Annotated in this window: 20 protein-coding genes; 3 read left to right on the forward strand and 17 right to left on the reverse strand. The window is 63.2% G+C overall.

All coding sequences use genetic code 11. From position 1 onward, the window contains the following. The first annotated feature begins 61 nt into the window (after window positions 1-61). Entirely contained in the window at window positions 62-1,636 is a 1,575-nt protein-coding gene (locus tag CEY05_RS09815; protein ID WP_088598277.1) for a tetratricopeptide repeat protein, read from the forward strand. 116 nt (window positions 1,637-1,752) lie between these two features. Here the strand turns inward: CEY05_RS09815 and CEY05_RS09820 are convergent, their stop codons facing one another. The 12 genes from CEY05_RS09820 to urtA all read right to left on the reverse strand — a co-directional run bounded on the left by CEY05_RS09820 (window position 1,753) and on the right by urtA (window position 13,143). Further along, a complete protein-coding gene (locus CEY05_RS09820; protein WP_088598278.1) occupies window positions 1,753-2,553 on the reverse strand; it encodes a fused MFS/spermidine synthase in 801 nt (266 codons plus the stop codon). Beyond that, complete coding sequence (locus tag CEY05_RS09825; protein WP_088598279.1) at window positions 2,550-3,311, reverse strand: ABC transporter permease; 762 nt, start codon at window positions 3,309-3,311, stop codon at window positions 2,550-2,552. Before CEY05_RS09825 ends, CEY05_RS09820 begins: the two co-directional genes overlap by 4 nt. Further along, entirely contained in the window at window positions 3,308-4,234 is a 927-nt protein-coding gene (locus CEY05_RS09830) for an ABC transporter ATP-binding protein (protein WP_088598280.1), read from the reverse strand. The genes CEY05_RS09825 and CEY05_RS09830 overlap by 4 nt, the downstream gene beginning before the upstream one ends. A gap of 126 nt (window positions 4,235-4,360) precedes the next feature. Beyond that, window positions 4,361-5,299 carry a dihydrodipicolinate synthase family protein gene (locus CEY05_RS09835; RefSeq protein WP_088598281.1) on the reverse strand — a complete coding sequence of 313 codons (939 nt, stop codon included), beginning with the start codon at window positions 5,297-5,299 and terminating at the stop codon, window positions 4,361-4,363. 133 nt (window positions 5,300-5,432) lie between these two features. Beyond that, the gene (locus CEY05_RS09840) at window positions 5,433-6,338 is read right to left on the reverse strand and encodes a JmjC domain-containing protein (protein ID WP_088598282.1); all 906 of its coding nucleotides are present in this window, start codon (window positions 6,336-6,338) and stop codon (window positions 5,433-5,435) included. A gap of 188 nt (window positions 6,339-6,526) precedes the next feature. Next, the gene (locus CEY05_RS09845; protein WP_088598283.1) at window positions 6,527-6,859 is read right to left on the reverse strand and encodes a zinc ribbon domain-containing protein; all 333 of its coding nucleotides are present in this window, start codon (window positions 6,857-6,859) and stop codon (window positions 6,527-6,529) included. A 12-nt stretch (window positions 6,860-6,871) separates the two neighbouring features. Next, window positions 6,872-8,101: a formamidase gene (gene fmdA, locus CEY05_RS09850; RefSeq protein WP_088598284.1), complete on the reverse strand. Its 1,230-nt coding sequence runs from the start codon at window positions 8,099-8,101 to the stop codon at window positions 6,872-6,874. Between the two features lie 31 nt (window positions 8,102-8,132). Beyond that, window positions 8,133-8,825, reverse strand: a complete 693-nt coding sequence (gene urtE, locus CEY05_RS09855; RefSeq protein WP_088598285.1) for an urea ABC transporter ATP-binding subunit UrtE — start codon at window positions 8,823-8,825, stop codon at window positions 8,133-8,135. Between the two features lie 94 nt (window positions 8,826-8,919). Continuing rightward, a complete protein-coding gene (gene urtD / locus CEY05_RS09860) occupies window positions 8,920-9,693 on the reverse strand; it encodes an urea ABC transporter ATP-binding protein UrtD (RefSeq protein ID WP_088598286.1) in 774 nt (257 codons plus the stop codon). After that, window positions 9,690-10,829, reverse strand: a complete 1,140-nt coding sequence (gene urtC, locus CEY05_RS09865; protein WP_088598287.1) for an urea ABC transporter permease subunit UrtC — start codon at window positions 10,827-10,829, stop codon at window positions 9,690-9,692. Before urtC ends, urtD begins: the two co-directional genes overlap by 4 nt. A gap of 17 nt (window positions 10,830-10,846) precedes the next feature. Continuing rightward, window positions 10,847-11,764 (reverse strand): urea ABC transporter permease subunit UrtB, encoded by a 918-nt coding sequence (urtB, locus tag CEY05_RS09870; protein WP_088598288.1) that lies wholly within the window; start codon window positions 11,762-11,764, stop codon window positions 10,847-10,849. A 116-nt stretch (window positions 11,765-11,880) separates the two neighbouring features. Next, entirely contained in the window at window positions 11,881-13,143 is a 1,263-nt protein-coding gene (gene urtA / locus CEY05_RS09875) for an urea ABC transporter substrate-binding protein (protein WP_088598289.1), read from the reverse strand. Between the two features lie 222 nt (window positions 13,144-13,365). Between urtA and CEY05_RS09880 the strand changes: the two genes are divergently transcribed. Both CEY05_RS09880 and CEY05_RS09885 read left to right on the forward strand, forming a co-directional pair. Then, the gene (locus CEY05_RS09880) at window positions 13,366-16,920 is read left to right on the forward strand and encodes an ATP-binding protein (RefSeq protein WP_088598290.1); all 3,555 of its coding nucleotides are present in this window, start codon (window positions 13,366-13,368) and stop codon (window positions 16,918-16,920) included. After that, complete coding sequence (locus CEY05_RS09885) at window positions 16,901-17,872, forward strand: response regulator transcription factor (RefSeq protein ID WP_088598291.1); 972 nt, start codon at window positions 16,901-16,903, stop codon at window positions 17,870-17,872. The genes CEY05_RS09880 and CEY05_RS09885 overlap by 20 nt, the downstream gene beginning before the upstream one ends. Window positions 17,873-18,111: 239 nt before the next feature. Here CEY05_RS09885 and CEY05_RS09890 read toward each other — a convergent pair whose 3' ends face one another. Genes CEY05_RS09890 through CEY05_RS09910 form a run of 5 tightly spaced genes read right to left on the reverse strand, consistent with a single transcriptional unit; the run spans window position 18,112 to window position 23,491 of the window. Continuing rightward, window positions 18,112-19,377, reverse strand: coding sequence for a hypothetical protein (locus tag CEY05_RS09890; RefSeq protein ID WP_143220346.1), 1,266 nt, complete (start codon window positions 19,375-19,377; stop codon window positions 18,112-18,114). A gap of 31 nt (window positions 19,378-19,408) precedes the next feature. Further along, entirely contained in the window at window positions 19,409-20,914 is a 1,506-nt protein-coding gene (locus tag CEY05_RS09895) for a DUF6844 domain-containing protein (RefSeq protein WP_143220348.1), read from the reverse strand. Window positions 20,915-20,926: 12 nt separating this feature from the next. Continuing rightward, the gene (locus tag CEY05_RS09900) at window positions 20,927-21,547 is read right to left on the reverse strand and encodes a penicillin-binding protein activator LpoB (RefSeq protein ID WP_088598294.1); all 621 of its coding nucleotides are present in this window, start codon (window positions 21,545-21,547) and stop codon (window positions 20,927-20,929) included. A 14-nt stretch (window positions 21,548-21,561) separates the two neighbouring features. Then, a complete protein-coding gene (locus tag CEY05_RS09905; RefSeq protein WP_143220349.1) occupies window positions 21,562-21,996 on the reverse strand; it encodes a DUF1425 domain-containing protein in 435 nt (144 codons plus the stop codon). A 1-nt stretch (window position 21,997) separates the two neighbouring features. Continuing rightward, window positions 21,998-23,491, reverse strand: coding sequence for a hypothetical protein (locus CEY05_RS09910; protein WP_143220351.1), 1,494 nt, complete (start codon window positions 23,489-23,491; stop codon window positions 21,998-22,000). Window positions 23,492-23,871 lie beyond the last annotated feature (380 nt).

Raw genomic sequence — 23,871 nt, forward strand, 5'->3', positions numbered from 1 at the left:
AGGCTCTATTCAGGCATCGGACGATACATTCCGGCACCGTCATTCGTGCCCTGCCTGAAGTATGTCCGCCAACATCGATACCCCTGCTCCCACCCCGCCACGGTTCACGGGCGAGCAATGGCTGGCGTTGGGCCGCACGCTGCAGGCCGCCGGCCGCCATGGCGATGCCGTGGCCGCCCTGCAGCAGGCCGCCTCGCGCCTGCCCCTGGACACCGACGTTTATCGCGCACTGACCGTGTCGCTGGATGCCACCGGGCAGAAAGCCGATGCGGCGTCGGCCCGGCTGGGTGCGGACGCCATCTTGCGGCGTAGCGCGCTCGACATGTTCGACATCGGCCGGGTCTATGGCAAGCACAGGCAATGGGAAGCGGCCGCGCATTGGCAGGAAAAGGCCCTGCTGATCGATCCCGGACTGGCCAGTGCGCACATCGCGCTGGCCTGGGCGCTGCGTGAGCTGGGGCGGCCGCTGCGCGCCAGGGCCAAAGAGCCTGACGCCACGGTGGTGAGCGCTACGGCTGAAACCGATGATGTCCCCCATGCCGCCGCTGTAGCCGATGCGGCTGCCGCCGCTGTGACGGATATGCCCGATACCTCCGCCGCGCATGCCGCCGCAGGCGTCATCGATGACGGTCGTCGCAACGCGTACAAGGTCTATCGCCGCCAGCCCGCTTTCATCGCCGCCAAGGCCAAGCGCCGCCGCACGGTGCTGGTGCTGTGTTCCAGCCAGCGCGCCAACCTGCCCTTCCGGCACCTGGTGCGGCCGGCGCTCAGCCGCATGGTGCGTTGGGTCATGGACGAGGGCGTCAAGGGCATTGCCCATGGCAGGTCGCGCGAACTGCCCCGGTACGACATCATCTTCAATGCCATCGCCGATGCCGACAACGCCCGTTCCTGCAACGAGGAGCAGGCCCGCTTCATGGCGACGGACCATGGGCCGCTACTGAATCCCCCGGCGAGCATCGAGCGCACCTACCGCGAGCGCACCGGCACGCTGCTGGCAGGCATCCAGGACATCCTCGTCCCGGCCACCCTGCGCTGGGACCGCCAATCGAATCCGACGTTCGTCGTGCACTCGGCGCTGGCGGCTGCCGGGATCGGGTATCCGGCCATCGTGCGGCGCGTGGGAGAACATGGCGGCGAAGGCCTGGTCGTGCTGAATACCGCGGGCGACCTGCCCGAGTTGCCGGCGCTCAACGAGATGTACCTGACCCAGTATCACGAGTACCGTTCGCCTGACGGGCACTACCGCAAGTACCGCGTGATCTTCATCGATCGCGTGCCTTATCCCTATCACCTTGCCATCGGCAGCCAGTGGCTGCTGCATTACTTCTCGGCGGACATGCTGTCGGCGCAGTGGAAGCTGGACGAGGAACGGCGCTTCCTGGACGACCCCGAGCAGGCGCTGGGCAAGAAGGCCTGGACCGCCCTGCACGCCATCGCCCGGCGGATGGACCTGGATTACTGCGGCATCGATTTCTCGCTGCTGCCGGATGGGCGGGTACTGGTGTTCGAAACCAATGCCTCGATGCTGGTGCATCCGGAATCGGAAGATGACGGCTTGCGCTTCAAGAACGTATACATCGACCGGATCTTCAACGCCTTCGAAGCACTGATGGCACGCCGCACGGCGGATTGAGGGCATTCAAGCCAAATCCATCGGCCCACAGTCACAGTAGAAAAAAAGGAAAATCCCTTCGGGGATTTTCCTTTTATCCATACCGCTGAAACCAGGGCATATGAAGCGCCGCCGCCTCAACGTAGCGCCATCGTCGCCGCGATCATACGGAAGGTCGGCATGAGTTGGCGCCAGGCTTCCTTGGCCAGGTTGTCCGGCCGCAAAATGGCATCGGCGCGCAGGCGGCCGGCCAGGTCGGCGGCGCTGGCGTAGACGATGCTGTTGGCCAGGTCCTCGTCGGCCACTTCCAGCAGCCCCGACGGAAACAGCGCCATCAAGTCGTACAGGCAAGGCGAATAATCCTGCGCCTGGCGATGCAGGTTGGCCACCAGGATGCCGTGATGCCGCAGGCACCGGCGGCAATCCTCGAAGAATTCGCGGCCGCGCAGGCGGGCCGGCAGGCCGTTGTCGTCGTAACCGTCCAGTAACAGCACATCGGCCGCCTGCGCATGCGTGCGGACGAAGTCCGCGCCATCGCCCTGCACCACGCTCAGCCGCGCATCGTCAGGCGGGATGCGGAATTCATCGCGCATGGCGATGACGCGGGGATCGATCTCCACCACGGTGATACGCGCGCGCGGCAGGAAGCGGTGGCAGAACTTGGCCAGCGAGCCGCCGCCCAGGCCGATCTGCACGATGTGGGCGGGCTCCGGCTGGAACAGCAGGAAGCCCATCATCAGGCGCGTGTATTCCAGGTCCAGCGCGTCGGGCTGGCGCAGCGACATGCGGCTCTGCACCGCGCCGCCCGGCCGCAAGCGCAGCGTCAGGCTGTCGGTATCGCGCACAAGGGCCGGAACGCGCGGCGCGGCATCGGCGCCACCCGTGGCGCCCGCCGTCCGGCCGGCCTCCTTATCCGTGTCGCGCGAATCGCTTGTCATGCCTTCAACCGGTAACCGGTCTTGAAGATCCAGTGCACCGCGATCAGGCAGAGCGCCAGGAAAACCAGCGTCATGCCCACGCTGATGCCCACCGTCACGTCGGACACGCCATAGAAGCTCCAGCGGAAGCCGCTGATCAGGTAAACCACCGGATTGAACAAGGTGACCGTGCGCCAGAACGGCGGCAGCATGTTGATCGAATAGAAGCTGCCACCCAGGAAGGTCAGCGGCGTGACGATCATCAGCGGGATGATCTGCAGCTTCTCGAACCCATCGGCCCAGATGCCGATGATGAAACCGAACAGGCTGAAGGTGATGCAGGTCAGCAGCAGGAAGCTCACCATCCACACTGGATGCGCCACCTCGAACGGCACGAAGAGCCGCGCCGTCACCAGCATGATGGTGCCCAGGATCACCGACTTGCTGGCCGCCGCCCCCACGTATCCCAGCACGATCTCCACATAGGAGATCGGCGCCGAGTGGATCTCGTAGATGGTCCCGCTGAAGCGCGGCATATAGATGCCGAAGGACGCATTGGCGATGCTTTGTGTCAGCAGGGCCAGCATCACCATGCCCGGCACGATGTAGGCACCGTAGCTGACGCCGTCGATATCGACCATGTGCGAACCGATGGCCGAGCCGAACACGATGAAATACAGGGAGGTGGAAATGACCGGCGACGCGACGCTCTGCATGAGCGTGCGCCACATGCGGGCCATTTCAAACAGATAGATGGCGCGGATGGCGTATACGTTCATGATTCGTGGACCAGGCTGACGAAGATATCTTCCAGTGAGCTTTCCGACGTGCGGATGTCGGTGAATACCACCCCCGCGTCGGCCAGTTGCCGCAGCAGCGACGCGATATCGACCCCACTCTCGTTATCGTAGGTGTAGACGATCTGATGGCCGTTCTCGGCCAGCGCCACGTCGTGCCCCGTCAGGGCGTCCAGCGCGGGCAGCGTGGCCAACGGCTGCTTCACGGTCAGGAACAGCTGGCGCTTGCCCAGCTTGCGCAGCAGGTCAGCGGTCTGTTCGACCAGGATGATGCGCCCCTTGCGGATCACGCCGATACGGTCGGCCATCTCCTGCGCTTCCTCGATGTAGTGCGTGGTCAGGATGACGGTGACGCCGCGCTCGCGCAGGCGCCGCACCATGTCCCACATGCCCCGGCGCAGTTCCACGTCGACGCCCGCGGTGGGTTCGTCCAAAAACAGGATGTCCGGTTCGTGCGACAGCGCCTTGGCGATCATCACGCGTCGCTTCATGCCGCCTGACAGGGTCATGATGCGCGAATCGCGCTTGTCCCACAGCGAGAGGTCGCGCAGCACCTGTTCGATATAGGCGGGGTTGGCCGGCTTGCCGAACAGGCCGCGGCTGAAGGTCACGGTATTCCAGACGCTTTCGAAGGCGTCGGTGTTCAGTTCCTGCGGCACCAGGCCGATCTTGGCGCGGGCCGCGCGGAAATCGCCGCGGATGTCGTGGCCGTCCGCCAGCACGGTGCCGGCGCTGGCATTGACGATCCCGCAGATGATGCTGATGAGGGTGGTCTTGCCGGCGCCGTTGGGGCCCAGCAAGGCAAATATTTCGCCACGACGGATTTCCAGGTCTATGCCTTGCAGCGCCTGGAAACCCGACGCGTAGGTTTTGGATAAACCTTTGATCGAGATGACGCTATCCACACATGCCTCTTGATAGGTAGGGATCCGTCGATTCTACCTGCCGCATATGTATATGCCGTGCCTGTGCGTGGTAAACGCCGGAATTACAGTTTCCGGCTGCGCCGAACAATAAAGGAAAAAGCCCGCTTATACCGCCGGCAATGCGGCCCGTTTGTCGTGGCGGGCCAGGCGTGTCAGCAGATGTTCAACTTCGCCGCGGGCGGTGGCGGACATGGGGCTGGCGGGTCGGCGTTGCGCGGCCGACGTCAGGATGCCGCGACGCATCATGACGTATTTGCGTACGGCCAGGCCGGCGCCCGGCTGCTGCTCGTAACGCAACAACGGCAGATGCGCGTCGAACAGGTCGTGGGCCGCCTCGCGCTCGCCCGCGGCATTCAAACGCACCACGTCGCACAGCATGTCGGGGAAGCAATACCCCGTATTCGCCCCGTCGGCACCGCGCTCGACCTCATAGTCCAGGAACAGGCCATTGTTGCCGCACAGTATCGAAATATGCCGCATGGAGCCATCCTTCTCGAACCCGCGCAGGGTGGAGATCTTCTCCAGCCCCGGCCAGTCCTCATGCTTGAGCATCACGCAAGACGGCAGCTCCTGCACGATGCGGCGGATCACGCCAGGCGTCATCTGCACCGAAAACGTCAGCGGATAGTCCTGCAGCACGAAAGGCACGTCCGCACCGATCGCCTCCACCGCCTGGCGGTAGTAATTGACGATCTGGTCGTCCGTGCGCAGGCTGTTGGGCGGCGCGATCATCACGCCGGCCGCGCCCTGCGCCATGACTTCATGCGTCAGCGCGCGCATGGCGGCGAAGCCGGGCGCCGAAACCCCCACCACCACCGGCAGGCGCGCGGCGCGCCGGATGACCTGCCCGGCCACCGCCACCGACTCCGCATGTTCCAGCTTGGGCGCTTCCCCCAACTGCCCCAGCACGGTCAAACCGGTGGAGCCGCATTCCAGATAAAAATCCGTCATGCGGTCCACCGAAGCGGTGTCGATGGCACCGTCATCGAAAAACGGCGTGGGGGCAATGGGAAAAACGCCTTTGGCGTCTGCGGTAAGCAACATGCTGCGACTCCCTCGATGGGTGGTGGGACGGGACGGCGGGGCCGCTACAGCCAAGGCGATAGCCGACCCCTGCCCCCGCGATCCGCTCGATCTTAACCGCAGGACCCCGCCGCCACCTGACGCAGCGCAACATTCACCGCGGCCGCTGCGGATCCGGCCAGGTGGTGATGCCGGGATAGGGACGGTTGCCCATGGCCTGGATCTGGCGCAGGAAGGCATTGACCAGTTTCTCGTCCAGCAGGCGGAACGGCAGTTCGCCCAGCAGGTCCCGCAGCGCGGCCATATTGTCCGCGCCGGGACGCAGCGTGGCGCGCGCGCTCAGCATGTCCGGCAGCACCCGGTCGCAACACCACGCGATGTAGTCGGCCACCTTGCCAGTATGCGCGCCGGCGGCCACATGGAAACTGGGCATGCCTTCCTGCGGCAGCGTTTCATGCCACCATCCGCGCGGGATATACAGCAGGTCGCCGGGTTCCAGCCAGACATCGAGCACCGGCAACGCGGGGCAGTCTTCCTCCCGCGCAGCGCTGTTCTGTTCCGGCATGGGTAGCGGAAACGTGGGCTGGTACAGGCGCCAGCGCTTGCGCCCCAGCAGTTGCACCGCGTACACGTCGTGCGTATCCCAATGCTTGCCGAAGGCGCCTTCGCCGCGCATCGAGACATAGCCGTTGGCCACCAGCCGATGGCCGTTGAATTCGGCGATCCGGTCGCACAGGCGCGCGATGTCGCGGCAGCGCAGGTCCAGGCGGCTCATGACCAGCGTGGCGCCCTCCTCGATATAGCGCCGCACTTCCTTTGCCTTCAGGCGCAGCCGGCGATCGTCGATGTCCTGGTAGGACTGGACGTAAAGCTCCGGCGGGATCAATTGCCCTTTGCGTAGCTGGATCTCGGCTTCGCCCAGGTTCCAGGAATGCAGGATGTCGTCGACATCACTCCAGGTGAGTAGCGGCGCACCTCCCAGCGCGCCGCGGGCCAGCAGATAGTTCCGTTCAAAGTAGCGTGAAAAAAATTCGGTGCGAGATAGGCCGAAGTCCAGCATTGGGTTCTCCAGGTTGCGTCAGGACAAATGAGACCGACGGATAAATCGGTCCCGGTCGTACTAGCTACGCACTGGATTCTGAACAATCTGGAGAAAATTCAAACAGAGTTGCCTGGAAATAGGACTACTCTCGCATTTTTCTTTCGTTCGGCCCCAAAATTTCACGCTTTCAGGAGGCCTGGACCCCTTCAGTGGCTGATCATCCACGGTCGGCTGTTGGCGAAAGTCTTGCCGCCGTCGGCCGTCTTGCGGGTCTTGCCCGGCAATTTTCCGCCGCCGCAGCAGCCGCAATTCATGCCGTGGCCACCGCGTGAACTGCGCGGCTCGCTCGCATTGCGCTCGTTCATCGCATGCGCCCGGTTCACCGCCGAGGACAAGGCGCCCAGCGCCGGCGCGCCACCGATGATGCGCGGCGCTTCGCCTCCGCACTCGGGGCAGACCGCCGGATCGCGCCACGCCGCCAGCGGACGCATGACCGCGAATTCTCCGCAAACGGGGCAGCCGTAGTCGTATAAAGGCATGGCGCGATCTCCTTACAGGTCCGGTGACAAGGGCATGTCGACCCCGCCGCTGATGGCCTTGATCGGCCCGCTTGCGGACGGCTGGATGTCGAAATCGAAGATTTCCGTGGGCAGCCACAGCGTGGCGCAGGCGTTGGGGATGTCGACCACGCCGCTGATATGCCCCTGCACCGGCGCCGTGCCCAATATGGAATACGCCTGCGCCCCGGAATAGCCGAACTTCTTCAGGTATTCGATGGCATTGAGGCAGGCCTGGCGATAGGCGATGTGCACATCCAGGTAGTGCTGGCTGCCCTTTTCATCAACGGAAATGCCTTCGAAGATGAGGTAATCCTTGTAATTCGGCGTAATGGGGCTGGGCTTGAAGATGGGGTTCTTGATGGCGTACTTCTCCATCCCGCCCTTGATCAGGCTGACCCGCATATGGATCCAGCCGGCCATTTCGATGGCGCCGCAGAACGTGATCTCGCCGTCCCCCTGCGAGAAGTGCAAATCGCCCACCGACAGGCCGCCGCCCTTCACATACACCGGGAAAAACACGCGCGAGCCGCGCGACAGGTCCTTGATGTCGCAGTTGCCGCCGTGTTCGCGCGGCGGCACCGTGCGCGCGCCTTCGGCCGCGGCCTTGTCGCGCGCCGCGCCGGTCAGCTTGCCCATGTGCGCGGTCTTGGGTGCGGGCGGATTGGCCAGCGGCGGCACACGGTTGGGATTGGTGTCGATCAGCGCCTGTTCGCGCTTGTTCCAGGTGTCCAGCATGGCCTGGTCGGGCAGGCAGCCGATCAGTCCCGGATGGATCAGGCCGGCGAAGTTGACGCCGGGGATGTGGCGCGAGCTGGTGAACATGCCATGAAAATCCCAGATGGATTTCTGCGCCTGGGGGAAATGCTCGGTCAGGAAACCGCCGCCGTTTTTCTTGCTGAAGAAACCGTTGAAGCCCCACAGGCTGTCCGGCTTGGCGCCGATATCGAGGAAGTCGACCACCAGCAGGTCGCCGGGCTCGGCGCCCTCCACGCCCACGGGACCGGACAGGAAGTGCACGGTCGACAGATCGACGTCGCGCACGTCATCGGCGCTGTCGTCGTTCTTGATGGCGCCGCCGGTCCAGTCATAGGTCTCCAGCACGAAGTCGTCGCCGGGCTTGACCCATACCGAGATCGGAATGTCGGGGTGCCAGCGATTGTGGATGTTTTCGTTTTCGTAGGGCGACTGGGCCAGATCGACTTTGATCAGGGTATCGGGCATGACTTGCTCCTTTGTTGAACGTAAGGGATGACTACACGGACAAGTAGCGGCTGATCGTCTGTTCATCCACCTCGTCGCGCTTGTTCTCGTGCACGAAGCGGCCCTTGTCGATGACGATCAGGCGATCGGCGATCTGCATGGTGAAGCTGAGCACCTGCTCGGACACCACGATGGCCAGGTCCTTGAGCTTGCGGATTTCCAGCAGGGTGCGGGCGATGTCCTTGATGATGGACGGCTGTATGCCTTCGGTGGGCTCGTCCAGCATCAACACCTTGGGGCCGGTGACCAGGGCGCGCGCGATGGCCAGCTGCTGTTGCTGGCCGCCGGACAGGTCGCCGCCGCGCCGGCGCCGCATGTCATGCAGCACGGGGAACAGCGCGAAAATCTCTTCCGGCAGCGGATCGCGCAAAGCGCGGCCGCGCAGGCCGGTGCGGATGTTCTCTTCCACCGTCAGCGTGGGGAAGATCATGCGTCCCTGCGGCACATAGGCCACGCCCGAACGCACACGCTGGAAGCTTTCCATGCGGGTGATGTCCACGCCATCGACTTCCACCTTGCCGCCCATGGCGGGCAACACGCCCATCATGGTCTTGAACAGCGTGGTCTTGCCCATGCCGTTGCGGCCCATCACGGCGACGATCTCGCCCTTGGCGATATTGAGATCCACGCCGTGGATCACACGGCTCTGGCCATACCCGGATTGCAGTCCCGATACGTTGAACATGGCTTTTTTCTCCAAGGAGGGGCGATGGCCGGGGCGCTGCACGCTGTGCATGCCCAGTCTACGGCCAGCGCGATTGCCTGAGTCGGTGACCGTCTCAATGGCCTAGATACACTTCGATGACGCGCGGGTCGTTCTGCACCTTGTCCATCGACCCTTCGGCCAGGACCTTGCCCTGGTGCAGTACCGTCACCTTGTGCGCGATGTTCTTGACGAATTCCATGTCGTGCTCGATGACGATCATCGAGCGGTTCTTGCTGATGCGGTTCAGCAGCTCGGCGGTCTTTTCGCGCTCGGACACGCTCATGCCCGCCACCGGCTCGTCGAGCATCATCAATTCCGGCTCCTGCATGAGCAGCATGCCGATTTCCAGCCACTGCTTCTGCCCGTGCGACAGCAGCTCGGCCGACCTGTCCAGCATGTCTTTCAGGAAGATATCCTCGGCCACCTGTTCCACCCGTTCGATCACGTCGGCGGTCAGGCGGAAGGCCATCGCGCCGAAGACGCTGCGCCCGCGCGGGAAAGACACTTCCAGGTTCTCGCGCACGGTCAGGGTTTCGTAGATGGACGGCGTCTGGAACTTGCGGCCGACGCCGGCGCGCACGATCTGGTGCTCGGCCATCTTGGTCAGCTCGACATCCTTGAAGCGGATCGAGCCCGACGTCGCCTTGGTGCGTCCGCAGATCAGGTCCAGCACGGTGGTCTTGCCGGCGCCGTTGGGACCGATCACCACGCGCAGTTCGCCTTTGTCGACGTAGAGGTTGAGGTCCTTGACGGCGACGAAGCCGCCGAAAGCCACGGTCAGGCCCTCCACGTAAAGCGCAAACTCCTGCGGGGGCGTGACGGTGCTGTTGAGGATGGGCGGATTCATGCGGCCTCCGTATTGCTGGGGGCGGGTTTGGCGGGACTTGCCGGGCTCGGTTCACGGTTCCTTCCCAGGCGCGGCTTGACGTATTGCGCATACAGGCCGGCCAGTCCGTTGGGGAAGGCCATCACCACGGCGATGAACAGGCCGCCCATCAGGAACAGCCACAGCTGCGGAAAGCTTTCCGAGAAATAGCTCTTGCCGAAGTTCACCAGCAGCGTGCCGTACACGGCGCCCAGCAGGGACAGCCGGCCGCCCACCGCGGCGAAGATCACCATTTCGATGGACGGCACGATGCCGACGAAAGACGGTGACATGAAGCCGACCTGCAGCGTGAACATGGCGCCGCCGATGGCCGAGAACACCGCTGCCACGCAGAACACGAATACCTTGAAGCTGGATACGTCATAGCCGGAGAAACGCACCCGTTCTTCCTTGTCGCGCATCGCCATCAGCAGCTTGCCCAGCTTGGAGGACAGCAGGAAGCGGCCGAACAGGATGCAGGCGAACAGCAGCACCGCCGTGACGAAATACAGGATGACGCGGGCCGAGTCGGTACGGATGTCCCAGCCCAGCAGTGTGCGCAGGTCGGTGATGCCGTTGACGCCGCCGGTATAGCCCTGCTGGCCGATGATCAGCACCGACAGGATCAAGGCCACGGCCTGCGTCACGATGGCGAAGTAGGTATCGCCCACGCGCCGCTTGAACATGGCCACGCCCAGCACCAGGGCCAGCAGCGCCGGCACGATGGGCACGGCGAACAGCGTGAAGATGAAGCTCTTGAACGGCACCCAGAACCACGGCAATGACGTGATCTGGTTCCAGTCCATGAAATCGGGAATGCCGGGCGTGGACTGGATCTTGGTGGCTTCCACGCTGGACGCTTCCAGCTTCAGGAACATGGCCATGCAATAACCGCCCAGGCCGAAGAACACGCCCTGCCCCAGGCTGAGGATGCCGCCGTAGCCCCAGCACAGCACCAGGCCCAGCGCCACGAAGGCATAGGTCAGGTATTTGCCCACCAGGTTCAGCCGGAAGCCGTCCAACACCAGCGGAAAGACGATAAAGATCAGCGCCGCCAGGATGGCGATCCCGATCAGGCCTTGACGGCCGCCCAAGACATTCTTGTACAGGGTTTTCACGTTCGTGCTCCCACCGCCTACTTGCGGACCTTGATTGAGAACAACCCTTGCGGGCGCAGCATCAGGATGATCACCACCGCCGACAGGACCAGCACCTTGGCCATGGAACCGGTCAGGAAGAATTCCGACACGGACTGGGTCTGGGCGATCAGGAAGGCCGACGCGATGGTGCCGTACAGGCTGGCCGCGCCACCGAACACCACGGTCAGGAAGGTATCGACGATGTACAGCGAGCCGCTGGTCGGACCGGTCGACCCTATCGTGGTGAACGCCGCGCCGGCGATCCCGGCAATGCCGCAGCCCAGCGCGAAGGTGACACGGTCGACCCGCTTGGTATCGATCCCCACCGAGCCGCTCATCACGCGGTTCTGCACCGTGGCGCGCACATGCAGCCCCCAGGTGGAGCGGAACAAGGCCAGCAGCAGGCCGCAGGTAAGGACCAGGGTGATGACCATCACCACCAGTCCGTTGACCGGGATGTCAACGCCGGGCAGCGGCTGCACCGATCCCATCAGCCATTCCGGCAGGGCCGGGCTGACTTCACGCGGGCCGAAGATGGAGCGCAGCGCCTGCTGCATCACCAGCGACAGGCCCCAGGTGGCCAGCAGCGTGTCCAGGGGACGGCGGTACAGGTGGCGGATCATCAGCCATTCCACCAGCCAGCCCAGGATGAAGGCGACGGCGAAGGCGGCCACGATGGCGAAGAAGAAGTAGTAAGGCATGAGCGACGGCAGGTATTGTTGCGTCAGCTCGGAAAACAGGTACGTCGTATAGGCGCCGACGGCGAGAAATTCCCCGTGCGCCATGTTGATGACCCCCATCTGGCCGAAAATGATGGCCAGGCCCAGGGCCATGAGCAGCAGGACGCTGAAGACGGACAGGCCATTGAAGCCTTGCATCAGGAGAATGGCGCCCAGGTCTGAGAAGGATTCCATGGCTGGCCTCGGGTGGATGTGGGGTGGATATCGGTACAGGCGCGCGGCCGGCTTGCATTGCGCGGAACCGCGGACGGCCGCGCCGCGCAGGCGGCTGCCGTCCGCGCGCGAACTGCTTACTGGTAACCGGCGGGGAAGGGATCCGGCTTGATCAGGTCCTTGGTTTCATAGACCACGTCGAACTGGCCATCCTTGCGGATCTGGCCCACGCGGGTGCGGCTCCACAAGTGATGGTTGGGGTCGACCTTCACGTAGCCTTCGGGCGCGTCCTTGAATTCCTGGTTCGGGGCCGCGGCCACCACCTTGTCGACATCGAAGCTGCCGGCCTTCTCCACCGCCATCTTCCACAGCCACGGGCCCAGGTAAGCAGCCTGGGTGACGTCGCCGATCACCGCGTTGGCGCCGTACTTGGCCTTGAAGGCCGCCACGAACTTCTTGTTGTTGGGGTTGTCCAGGCTCTGGAAATACTTCATGCACGAATAGAAGCCTTCGGCGTTTTCACCGCCGATCCCCAACAGTTCGTCCTCGGTCACGGAAATCGTCAGCAGCTTCTGCTTCTCGGCGGTGACACCGGCGGCCTTCAACTGCTTGTAGAAGGACACGTTGCTGCCGCCCACCACGTCGGCGAACACCACGTCCGGTTTCTTCAGCTTGACCTTGTTGATCAGCGAACCGAACTGCGTGTGGCCCAGCGGGAAATAATCCTCGCCCACCACTTCGCCCTTCAGCACGTTCTCGATGTGCTTACGCGCGATCTTGTTCGAGGTGCGCGGCCAGATGTAGTCGGAGCCCACCAGGTAGAAGGTCTTGGCTTTCTTGGTCTCGTGCAGCCAGTTCAGGCTGGCCAGGATCTGCTGGGTGGCTTCCTGGCCCGTGTAGAAGACGTTCTTGGACTGCTCCAGGCCTTCGTAGAAGGTCGGGTAGTAGAGCAGGCCGTTTTCCTTTTCGAACACCGGCAGCACCGCCTTGCGCGAGGCCGAGGTCCAGCAGCCGAACACGGTGGCCACCTTGTCGCTGACCAGCAGCTTGCGCGCCTTCTCGGCGAAGGTGGGCCAGTCCGACGCGCCGTCTTCCTGGATGATCTTGATCTGGCGGCCCAGGATGCCGCCGGCGGCGTTGATCTGCTCGATCGCCAGGCGCTCGGCCTGGATGGAGCCGGTTTCGCTGATGGCCATGGTGCCGGTGGCCGAGTGCAATTGGCCGACGGTCACTTCGGTGTCGGTAATCGCCCGCCCCGTGGTGTTGACGACGGACGTGGCGGGTCCGGCGGCACGGCTGAAGGCGGGGATGCCCAGCAGTGGCAGCGAGGCCAGCGTCAGTGCCGCGCGCCGGCGAGAAGGCGACGCGAGTTCGTTTTGGAAGGGGGGTTTGCGAGACATCGAACGCTCCTTGCGGATGAGACGCTTTAGGGGAAACCCGATGTCGCGGCGATGCTTTAATGTGCGCCGTACCCGGGGGTTCGATGCAATACTAGGAACGCATGACGCAGCGCAACATACGTTGATTGACGTAGTGGCCGTGCCGTCCCCAGCGGGTACAAAGCAGGCATACGTCAATCAACGCATACGTACATACCTAAACACAACAAGGGGACAGACAGCGTGGACGCCAGCGCAACCCAACGCATCGTCAAGATCAGGCGCGACTACAACACGTGGGTCGCGAACGAGACCCTGGAGGACTACGCGCTGCGCTTCACGCCGCTGTCCTTCCGCAAGTGGTCGGAGTTCCGCGTCGCCAATACGGCGGTGGGCGCCCTCTCCTTCCTGGCGCTGGAAGCCATCGGCGGCGCGCTGGCCTTGAACTACGGCTTCATCAACGCCTTCTGGTCCATCATGGCCGTGTCGGTGCTGATCTTCTTCACCGGCCTGCCCATCGCGTATTACGCCGCCCGCCACGGGCTGGACATGGACCTGCTGACGCGCGGCGCCGGCTTCGGCTATATCGGCTCGACCATCACATCGCTGATCTACGCATCCTTCACCTTCATCTTCTTCGCGCTGGAAGCGGCCATCATGGCGCTGGCGATAGAGTTGTGTACGGGCTTGCCGCTGTCGCTGGGTTATCTGGTGTGCGCGGTGGTCATCATCCCTTTCGTCACCTACGGCATCACGCTGGTGAACCGCCTGCAGGCCTGGACGCAGCCGGTGTGGCTGCTGTTGCTGGTGCTGCCGTACGTGTTCATCCTGGTGAAGGACCCGGGCGCGCTGTCCGGGCTGTTCGATTACGCCGGACGCAGCGGCAATGGCGGCCACTTCGACCTGCTGATGTTCGGCGCCGGCGTGGCGGTGGGCGCGGCGCTGATCACGCAGATCGGCGAGCAGGTCGACTTCCTGCGTTTCCTGCCGGCCAAAACGGCGGCCAACCGCAAGCGCTGGTGGCTGGCCTTGCTGTGCGCTGGCCCCGGCTGGATCATCCCCGGCGCGGCGAAGATGCTGGCGGGCGCCTTCCTGGCCTATCTGGCGCTGGGCCATGGCGTGCCGGCGGCGAAGGCGGCGGATCCGACCAAGATGTATCTGGTGGCCTTCCAGTACGTGTTCGCCCATCCCGCCTGGGCACTGGGTGCGATGACGCTGTTCGTGGTGGTGTCGCAGGTGAAGATCAATGTGACCAATGCCTATGCCGGTTCGCTGGCCTGGTCCAATTTCTTTGCGCGCATCACGCACAGCCATCCCGGCCGCGTGGTGTGGCTGGTATTCAACGTGCTGATTGCCATCGGGCTGATGGAAATGGGCGTGTTCGACGCCCTGGAGCACGTGCTGGCCATCTTCGCGCACGTCGCCATCGCCTGGATAGGCGCGCTGGTGGCCGACCTGGTGGTCAACAAGCCGCTCGGCTGGAGCCCGCGCGGCATCGAGTTTCGCCGTGCCTATCTGTACGACATCAACCCGGTGGGCGTGGGCAGCATGCTGCTGGCATTGATCCTGTCGCTGGTGGCCTATGCCGGCGTGTTCGGCGCGGTGGCACAGGCCCTCTCGCCTTTCATCGCGCTGCTGGCCGCGTTCGTTACCGCGCCGGCGATAGCGCGCGCCACGCGGGGACGCTACTACCTGGCGCGCCAGCCGCATGACCTGGCACCGGCCGCGCGTGCAGCGGCGGCTGGCGACGAGGGCTGCGGCGAGAGTTGCAGGGAAGGCTGTGGCGAAAGCGGCGGGCGGGCTTGCGGCACCGGGTGCGGTGCTGCCGCCGATGCGGGTACGGTGGCCCTGGGTCGCGCCGCCGCCGACGCGGGCACGTACGCCTACACCTTGCGCTGTGTCATCTGCGCCAACGCGTTCGAGATACAGGACATGGCGCACTGCCCTGCCTACAGCGGCGCCATCTGCTCCTTGTGCTGCACCCTGGACGCGCGCTGCCAGGACCGCTGCAAGACCGATTCGCGCCTGCAGGACCAGTTGGGCGCCACCCTGCGCCGCTTCCTGCCCGGCGCGGCCACGCCACTGTTCCATACCCGGCTGGCCCACTACCTGGTGACACTAGGCATGATGGGCGGCGTGCTCGCCGCCATCCTGGCGCTGATCTATTACCAGGAGGCCGTCACTTTCGCGCAGATCGGCGCGGACACGTCGGCCCTGCGGGCGACTTTCCTCAAGCTGTTCGCCGCGCTGCTGTTGATCGGTGGCGTGGCGGCCTGGTGGCTGGTGCTGACCAATGAAAGCCGCCAGGTTGCCCAGGAAGAATCCGACCGCCAGACCAATCTGCTGTTGAGGGAAATCGACGCCCACAACGAAACCGATGCCCAACTGCAAAAAGCCAAGGAAGCGGCCGAGTCCGCCAACCTGGCCAAGAGCCGCTTCATGGGCGGCATGAGCCACGAACTGCGCGCGCCGCTCAACAGCATCCTGGGCTATGCGCAGATCCTGCAGCGCGATGCCGCCATGCCCACCGGCCGGCGCGAGGCCATCGACGTCATCCATCGCAGCGGCAAGCACCTGATCGGCCTGATCGACGGCCTGCTCGACATCGCCCGCATCGAAGCCGGCAAGCTGCGCCTGGAAACCGCCGACCTGCGCCTGCCGGAATTCCTCGACCAGATCGTCAGGATGTTCCAGCCGCAGACCGCGCTCAAGGGGCTGGCTTTCGACTATGAAGCGGCGCCCAATCTGCCCAAGATCGTCCACATCGACGAAAAGCGCCTGCGCCAGATCCTCATCAACCTGATGAGCAATGCCGTGAAATTCACGCGGGGCGGCCACGTGGCGCTGCGTGTGCGCTATGCCTCGAACATGGTGCAGATGGAAGTCGAAGACAGCGGCGCGGGGATTCCGGCGGAAGACCTGGAGCGCATCTTCATGCCATTCGAGCGCAGCTGGGCCGCCACCGAGCAGGCCGACACCGGCACCGGCCTGGGCCTGACCATCTGCCGCATGCTGACCGGCATCATGGGCGGCGAACTGACCGTGCGCAGCGAGGTCGGCAAAGGCAGCGCCTTCACGCTCAAGCTGTTCCTGCCGGAAGTGCGTTCGCCCCGCAGCGATCTGCGGCCCAGCGGCCCGGTGGTCGGCTATGTTGGAGAACGGCGCAGCGTGCTGATCGTCGACGACCAGCCTTCGCAGCGCCGCATCCTGCGCGCCATGCTGGAGCCGCTCGGGTTCGACATCCACGAAGCGGGCAATGGGCAGGACTGCCTGGCGTGCGTGCACACGCTGCGGCCGGCCCTGATCCTGATGGACATCTCCATGCCGGGCCTGGCGGGTTCGGAAGTGTGCCGCGTGCTGCGCGACCAGGGGGTGGCCGTGCCCGTCATCATCGTGTCGGCCAATGCCTATGCGCTGGACCCCAAGGAGGCCGTGGAGGCGGGCCTGACCGACTGGATGATGAAGCCGGTGAACCTGGACGACCTGCTCAGCAAGATCGGCCTGCACCTGAAACTGGAATGGGTGGTGCAGGCCCTGGCGCCCGACCCCACGGCGCCGAGCGCGGCCAGCCTGCGTGCCGTGGTGCTGGAACGCGAGGATGCCGAGTCCCTGCTGGAACTGGGCGCCATGGGCTATATCAAGGGAATTTTTGCGCGGCTGGACGAGATACGGGCGCGCGCGCCGCACACCGCGCCCTTGATCGATCATCTGGCGCTGCTGGCCAAGGATTTCCGGCTGGGGGAATACAACACGCTATTGAAGGAGTATCTACAGCACCATGCCGCAAGCCTCCGATAACAAACTGGTGATGCTGGTCGATGACACGCCCGACAACCTGAAAATGCTGTCGGACGCCTTGGACGAGGCCGGCTATATGGTCGTCGTGGCGACGGACGGGGCGTCGGCGCTGGAACGGCTGGACTTCGTGCTGCCGGACATCGTGCTGATGGACGCCCTGATGCCCGTGATGGACGGCTTCGAAGCGTGCCGCCGCATCAAGGCGCATCCGGTGGCGGGCCATGTGCCGGTGGTTTTCATGACCGGGCTGACCGAGCCCGAGCATGTGGTGCGCGGCTTCCAGGCGGGCGGCATCGATTACGTCACCAAGCCCATCGATACCGATGTGGTGCTGGCGCGGCTGGACGCGCATCTGCGCAATGCGCGCATCATGTCGGTGGCCATGAATGCCATGGACGCGGTGGCCAATGCGGTGGTGGTGCTGGACGGGCAGGGCCAGGTGACGTGGAAGACCAGCAAGGCGCGGCTGTGGCTGAGCGAGTATTTCGCGCATCCCGAGAATGCCGCGGGGCTACCGCCGGTGCTGGCGACGTGGATCGCGCAACAGCTGGAACGGCCGCGGACGGAGGATGCCGGGGAGTTCACCGTCGTTGCCGGCGCTACCTCGGCTGCTTCTGCTGCTACGGCCCCCGCCGCCGGCAAGCGTGAACTGCGGCTGCGCCTGACCGCCTCGCGCAAGGCGGGCGAATACGTGCTGCTGATGGACGAACGCGAATTGCCGGCCGCTGCGGCTGACACCTTGGCGGCGGCCTACCAGCTGACCGCGCGCGAAGGCGAAGTGCTGCACTGGCTGGCCAAGGGCAAGACCAACCGGGATATCGGCGAGATCCTGGGCATGGCCCCGCGCACCGTCAACAAGCACCTGGAACATGTGTACGTGAAGCTGGGCGTGGAGACACGCGCCGCCGCCACCGCGCTGGTGTTGACGCATATGCATAAAGGGTCAGCTTAGCGATCAGGGATGCCCAAAGCGATGGGGCTGGTGAGGCCATCAGCATTCAAAAAAGTCAGACCAGCTTGCCTTGCTCAGCAGGCGTCAATAAAGTCCATTGCAACGGGGTATCAGAAATTCCGTGTTCAAGTCTTGGCTAGAAATTGAACATAAGAAATTTTTGCTGGCCCACGGTCGCGCCGCGAGCGTGGGCCGACCGCGGGACAGCGGGACAGCGGGACAGCGCGACAGCCAAGTGTTCAATTGTTAAGGAATACGCTGGCGCGGTCGGGCTCCGTGGACTTGCGCGGCGCGGCCGCTGCGGTGCTGCGCTTCGGCGCGGATCGGGCGGCAGCCGCGGCCATGGGCCGCTTGTCCGTCTTGCGCACGATATAGCTGGCGCCTTCGGTCAAAGTACCGGAAGCCATTTTCAAGAATGAAAACTTGGGTTTCACTTCGGTGACACGGCCCAGGCCCACTTCGGTTTCAATCGGGCCCAGCGATTCGCCGCTCTGCGGGTCGCGCAGCTCTTCGCCTACTTGGAAGACAGCAAAAGTCTCGCCGGCGGAGATGCCGCCTTCGCCCCGGTTGACGATGGCGGTGTCACCCATGACTTTGATGACCTGCATAGGGTAGATTGCATCGATCATGCGCGCCACCAGTTTGTCCGATGCGCCGCTGATCAATCCGGCCAGGGCGCCAGCGCCCACGCTGGTAGCGCCTGCGTAGTTCCCGCCAAAGCGTTGCGAGCCAACCCATTTGACTTTGCGCGAGGCAAATTCGATCACCTGCAGTTGCAGCGTCCCGCTGGCAGCGCTATTGACCAGAACCTCGCCCGTCATTGCGATGGTTTCCCGCTGGTTATTGCTCACCCCCAGGTTCTGCAACTGCGCCACCACCAGGTAGTCGGCGCCGCTGGCCTGAGACAAACGGGCAATTTCGGGGTTGGCCGCGGCGTCGCCCAGAATGAAGTCCTTCTCGTTCTGAAACAGCTGGTCGTTTTCCCGATTCAGCACATCGAAACGGCGGGTACCCACCAGCGACTGGCTTATCCCCTGGATCAACTGCTGACGAAACTGTCGACTGCTACTGACCACGACCACGCTGCGGCGATTGCTGTCCGAGCCCAGGCGTTCGTACTTGGCATAACGCAGCGTCACGCTGGCTTCCCAGCCGTGGCCGGGATTCTCGGCCGCGTTGTTGACGTCGTAGCCCAGTATCGGCGCGTTCTGCGGGGCGTTGAGCACTTGCTGAATGTTCTTGTTCAGAACATTCATGACGGCGGAATGGTCCTGGTTGTCCACGGAGCCATCGGCCGCTATCGTCTGTGTCCCGAATTGCGCTGACAGACGCACGCCAAAGGCCTGGCCTGCGGCATTGACCAGCGCATTCTGAATCGCGTCGTCACGGCTCATACCCTGTCCGTCTGCCGTAACCGTGGCTTCGGTGACCTGGGCGCGAGCACCAGAACTCAGGCCCAGACACAGGGTCAGGGAAATGACCAGGAATGAAAGAACGGCTCTCATTAAATGTTCCTGTGGGATGGGCTGACGGCCGTTAGAAGTCATTTTTGTTATTGATGGGCTTGGACATCCTGGACTGGTCGGAAGCCGGGGCGCGATTAGCGTCCGATTGCTGACCGGTCGCCCTGCCGCGCGACTGAGCGTCAATGGCATTGGCGTTATCGAGCTGCCCGTAGGTCCATCCCACCACAACGCCAACGTGCGTGACGCCGTTGGCATCCTGAGTGCTCCAGCGCTTCAGGACGCTGGTGCCGCGCAGCTCGCCGTTCGCAGTCGCCGTACCCGATCGCGTGAACTTCTGTATCGTCTCGACCACCTGTTCGCGAGTTTCCTCGCTTTCGCCTGCCTTGCCGTTACTGACGTCGGTGATCTTCTTGGCCCAGTCTTCATTAACCGTACCCGTCTCGTCGCTCTCCGAGATCTGGATATTGTTGTTCATGAAGGCGATGATGTTCGACTCGGCGTTCGACTGAGCGATGCTTTGGGCATTCTGTTCTGCGCGCATAGCACGCGAGGCACTCCAGCTTGGATCCATCGGAACAGAAGTGCGCCCGTAGGACAGCAACATGGGACGACCCGCTTCGTCATAGGTGAACCGCAGGCCGATCTCGTCGAGATACCCCTTGGTGTCTGCGGGAAGGAGGTCCTTGAGCTGCTTGGGCGCGCCCTTGACCAGCGACGGACGCTTGCGGGCGATATCCTGCGCGAACTGACGGGTCTTATCCGACTGCACCGCGATCACTGCCACGACCATCGTTTTTTTGCCGTTCTTGGTATCCGGAAAAATGCGTGTTTGTACCGGCACCAGCCCCTGCATATTGTGAAAGGCCGACTTCGTTATCGTCTTGCTCAGATTGTCTTTGAAGAGATTCTTCTTCTGCTCCACGGACATCTTCTGGATGTCACCGGGCGGAACCCCCTCCTTGACCAATTCGTTGTCGAGCTTTTTATCCAGCAGAGCCAGGCCCTTGTCCAGTAGCGCATCCAAGCGACTACCGCCGGCTTTGGTCGCCGCCTCGATCTCCGCTGGATCAAACGCGTCCTTGTTGCTGGACTGATCTTCGAACAGCGAAAGCACGAGCTTGGTCTTCTCGCGACCATAGGTCTGCAGGATGAAGTCAGCCTGCATGTCGAACACCGCGCGGTCATAGGCTGCTGCCAACTGCACGCCGTAATGCGGATCGGCTGCGCTGTCGTTCGAAACCGGCGCACGGCCGCTATAGAACACACGCCCATCCTGCGCCACGTTCATACTTTGGCCAAACTGCCTTTCAAAGTCGGCGACCCAGTCTTCGTAACTCTGGACGGGTGCGTCACTCATGGCATTCGCCGCCGTGGCCTTGTCAAGCAGGGTTTCCGACGCCTGCGGAGGTGCTGACGCCGCCGCAGCTTGCGTCAGCGTCGTCGGCACCGCGGCCAGCGTCGGTGCCGGAGCCGGAGCCGGAGCCTGAGCCTGGCTTTGACCCATCGCAATCTGCACCGAACCCGCACTGGCCGCGAGCAAAGACAGGCCCATGAAAATCGGAGTAAATTTCGTCATGGTCCGTCCCCCTTACCAAGCGAAGTTCTGGTTGGGACCAAGCTTATCGATGGGGATAAGCGATTGGAAAATTTCCAGACCGCTATCACGCTCGACCACGCGGAAGTCGAATTCGTATTCCAGTTGCTGCTGCTTTTGCGCGCCATCCACCAGCGTGCGCTGGCGGATGCCGCCCAACATTTCCAGATCGGACGCGACCACCGTGCCATCACGCGCCACGGTCTTTTGATTGAACATCTTGGACTTGCTCAGTTGGCGCGAATCCTTCACGTAATCGGTGCGCTCCGTGCCGGTCGCGCCCGTGAAGATGAACTGGCCGGTCTTGGTCAACGCAATCTTCATGCGCGACGTCATGCTGGCCGTATCGATGCGGAAGGTAGTGTCGTTAACGACTTCGCCCATCTGCACAACCCAGCGTCCGCCGCCCGGCTTCTTCGAATAGGGCGACTCCAGAAATTCCTGTACGGCCTTCTTCGAGGCGTATTCGAAGTCGGTGCTCTGCAGGCCGAAGGACACCATGCCCGGCTGCCCCGTACGGCTGAGGTCTCCATTCGGGTTGCTGGACGTCACCGCCATATTCTGGCAACCGGCCAGGAACAAGGACAGAAGGGCAATGAGAGAGGCTTTTTTCATTAGATGTCTGCTGCTTAATTGTCAACGTATACGCGCACGAAGGCTCGCGTGGCCTGGGGATCCAAGGCCGTGGATTGAATGACGTCATTACGCTTGGGATCCAGCGCCAGACCATCGATGACCTGCGCGCCATTCATGACGCGGTGGCCACAATCGTCAAACCACTGGACCGTGTAGCGAACCCGCAGGATCGCGTCACGCGCGTTGCGCACCGAGAACTGCACGGCTTTCATGCCGCTGGACAGATCGACCAGCGTCACGCCTTCGAGCGAGGCACCTTCGCCGGTCGCCTCGTCCTGAACGCGCAAGGCCGATTCGGGCGCCAAGGTCATGTCGCACGTCAGGACTCGGGGCGTCGTGGGCAGGACCTGGGCCTGGCCCTGGGCAGTGGCTGCACCCGCCAGGCCCATCAAGAGAACGCCCGCCAGCCGGGCATATGAATATTTCATCTCAAAGCCCACGCGCGACCTGCAGCGCCGTCACGTTTTGGGCGAGTACCCCGTGCGCCGGTAGGGATTGCACGTAGACCGCGGGCTTGCCTTCGGTGCCGGAAGCCTTGACCAGGACCAGAGAGCTGACGTCCTGCTGCAGCGGAATCCGCGCCACCGGCTCGCCCAGCGCGCTGGTCAAGGTCAGCACACCGTCCGTGGGACGATCCACCACGACCATTTGCAAGGTGTCGGGCAGATTGACCCAGGCGCGCGTGTCAGCTTTGGTCAAGGCATATTGCGCCGCGCCGGTGCCCAGCTTGAGCAGCCCGCCAATCAGCGGGTTTGCTTTGGACTTGTCGACCTGGTTGTTGATCGCAGCTTGGGCGACCGTCTTGACGACCGTCGAGACCACCGCCTTCGCCACGACGCCCTTGTAGCCCGCATCGAATTCCAGCCCGGCCACTTCATTCAGGTCGGTAAGAACCGCCGTTTCCTGTTGCGTTGTGCCGGAGCCAACCTTCAGGCTGCCATAAGCAGGGTGTCCGGGGACAAACTGGGGCAATGCCAAGCCAGTATACGTAACCTTGCTGCTCACGATGAACAAAGGAAGGTCGACACGGAATTCCTTGAAGCTGGGTCCCACGCCGTCCTCGAACAGGACAATGGCCTTGTTGTTCAGACCGCCCTTGCCGCGTTGCAGCTCCTGGGTCAGGTATGCCAGGACGGCGTTGCCGCCGCGCGTGGCGCTGGCTTCGTTTGCGCTCTTGAGCATGTCCTTCGCCTTGTTCGACTGCTTGTCGGACTCGGACGACGACGTCGCGCGGAACACGGCACTCATGGCGTCGCCGGCGGACAGGCGGATCTTCGAGGCGCCCAGGTGCCCGGGCAGGTCTTTGATGCCGTCGGCAATCTTGGGACCGACCTCGGCCAAGCTCTTCTTGGCGCTTTCGTGGTCCTTGTTCGACAGATCGGACTTGGCCGATGCGTCGATCGAGTCGGCGTAGGCTTTGAGTTGGGTCGCCGCATTGTCCTGGCGGACCTGCAAACGGTTGAAATCGACTCGCGCATTGGCTTCGTCACCCAGCATCAAGTGGTTGATCGCCTGGTAGTAGTCGATCATTGAACCTTGATAGATCTTGCCTTGATAGGCGCCAAAGGCGCTGCTGGTCAGGGTCGTGCCGATCAGGTTGGCTACGTCATCCGGCGTCTGAACAGTGTCTTCCTTCCAGCTCAGCTGGGCGGCTGCCGCGTCGAAAGCGGCGCTGCTCAGTGCCCACATGCCGGCATCGTTGAAGGCCTTGCCCGCTTCCAGCGCATCCAGCAGGCTCTTCGGGTCATACGTCGGCTGCCCCTTGGCGTCGAGATACCGGGCGGCGTACGACTGATAGTCCGAAATCGCCAGATGGCCGCTTGCATCTTTGTCCGCAACCGTGTGTGTCCCCGCGCAGCCCGCCAGGCCCGCGATGCTCAAACTCAGTAAGCCACTCCGTACCCATCGATCGCCGCGCATCATGTTTCCTCTTCTTAATTAATACAGGATCAGTTACATAAGTTCGACCAAGAGTAACATAAAAGAATATAAAGACACAATTAGCACACACTTTGAATCTTTTTAGATACAAATCATTAGATCTTGGAGACAGGAAGGACGCGGTCACCAAGTTACGAGACCGGAATAAAAACGGGAGCGTCTTGAAAGCTCCCGTTTTCTACCTCGAGGACATGTCGGTACTGTCCCGGTACTAGGTAGTGAGCAATGCCATAGCGTAGGTCGTCATGCCCAGTGCTACACGGCTGAAAGGACTCTCACGCACCCCATGCGTCCTTCGGGGTCGCCCACCACTGAGCGGTCGCTGGGTGGGCTGTGGCGTCGTCTCGTGTTTTCAGGTTCGC

The sequence above is a fragment of the Achromobacter sp. HZ34 genome (genome assembly GCF_002209485.1).
In the GTDB taxonomy this organism is placed as follows: Bacteria; Pseudomonadota; Gammaproteobacteria; order Burkholderiales; family Burkholderiaceae_B; genus Bordetella_C.

Excerpts from the sequence above, each read along its gene's own strand:
- CEY05_RS09815 (WP_088598277.1), top strand. The coding sequence starts at position 62 with ATGTCCGCCAACATCGATACCCCTGCTCCCACCCCGCCACGGTTCACG.
- CEY05_RS09820 (WP_088598278.1), bottom strand. The coding sequence starts at position 2,553 with ATGACAAGCGATTCGCGCGACACGGATAAGGAGGCCGGCCGGACGGCG.
- CEY05_RS09825 (WP_088598279.1), bottom strand. The coding sequence starts at position 3,311 with ATGAACGTATACGCCATCCGCGCCATCTATCTGTTTGAAATGGCCCGC.
- CEY05_RS09835 (WP_088598281.1), bottom strand. The coding sequence starts at position 5,299 with ATGTTGCTTACCGCAGACGCCAAAGGCGTTTTTCCCATTGCCCCCACG.
- CEY05_RS09840 (WP_088598282.1), bottom strand. The coding sequence starts at position 6,338 with ATGCTGGACTTCGGCCTATCTCGCACCGAATTTTTTTCACGCTACTTT.
- CEY05_RS09845 (WP_088598283.1), bottom strand. The coding sequence starts at position 6,859 with ATGCCTTTATACGACTACGGCTGCCCCGTTTGCGGAGAATTCGCGGTC.
- fmdA (WP_088598284.1), bottom strand. The coding sequence starts at position 8,101 with ATGCCCGATACCCTGATCAAAGTCGATCTGGCCCAGTCGCCCTACGAA.
- urtE (WP_088598285.1), bottom strand. The coding sequence starts at position 8,825 with ATGTTCAACGTATCGGGACTGCAATCCGGGTATGGCCAGAGCCGTGTG.
- urtD (WP_088598286.1), bottom strand. The coding sequence starts at position 9,693 with ATGAATCCGCCCATCCTCAACAGCACCGTCACGCCCCCGCAGGAGTTT.
- urtB (WP_088598288.1), bottom strand. The coding sequence starts at position 11,764 with ATGGAATCCTTCTCAGACCTGGGCGCCATTCTCCTGATGCAAGGCTTC.
- urtA (WP_088598289.1), bottom strand. The coding sequence starts at position 13,143 with ATGTCTCGCAAACCCCCCTTCCAAAACGAACTCGCGTCGCCTTCTCGC.
- CEY05_RS09885 (WP_088598291.1), top strand. The coding sequence starts at position 16,901 with ATGCCGCAAGCCTCCGATAACAAACTGGTGATGCTGGTCGATGACACG.
- CEY05_RS09890 (WP_143220346.1), bottom strand. The coding sequence starts at position 19,377 with ATGAGAGCCGTTCTTTCATTCCTGGTCATTTCCCTGACCCTGTGTCTG.
- CEY05_RS09895 (WP_143220348.1), bottom strand. The coding sequence starts at position 20,914 with ATGACGAAATTTACTCCGATTTTCATGGGCCTGTCTTTGCTCGCGGCC.
- CEY05_RS09900 (WP_088598294.1), bottom strand. The coding sequence starts at position 21,547 with ATGAAAAAAGCCTCTCTCATTGCCCTTCTGTCCTTGTTCCTGGCCGGT.
- CEY05_RS09905 (WP_143220349.1), bottom strand. The coding sequence starts at position 21,996 with ATGAAATATTCATATGCCCGGCTGGCGGGCGTTCTCTTGATGGGCCTG.
- CEY05_RS09910 (WP_143220351.1), bottom strand. The coding sequence starts at position 23,491 with ATGATGCGCGGCGATCGATGGGTACGGAGTGGCTTACTGAGTTTGAGC.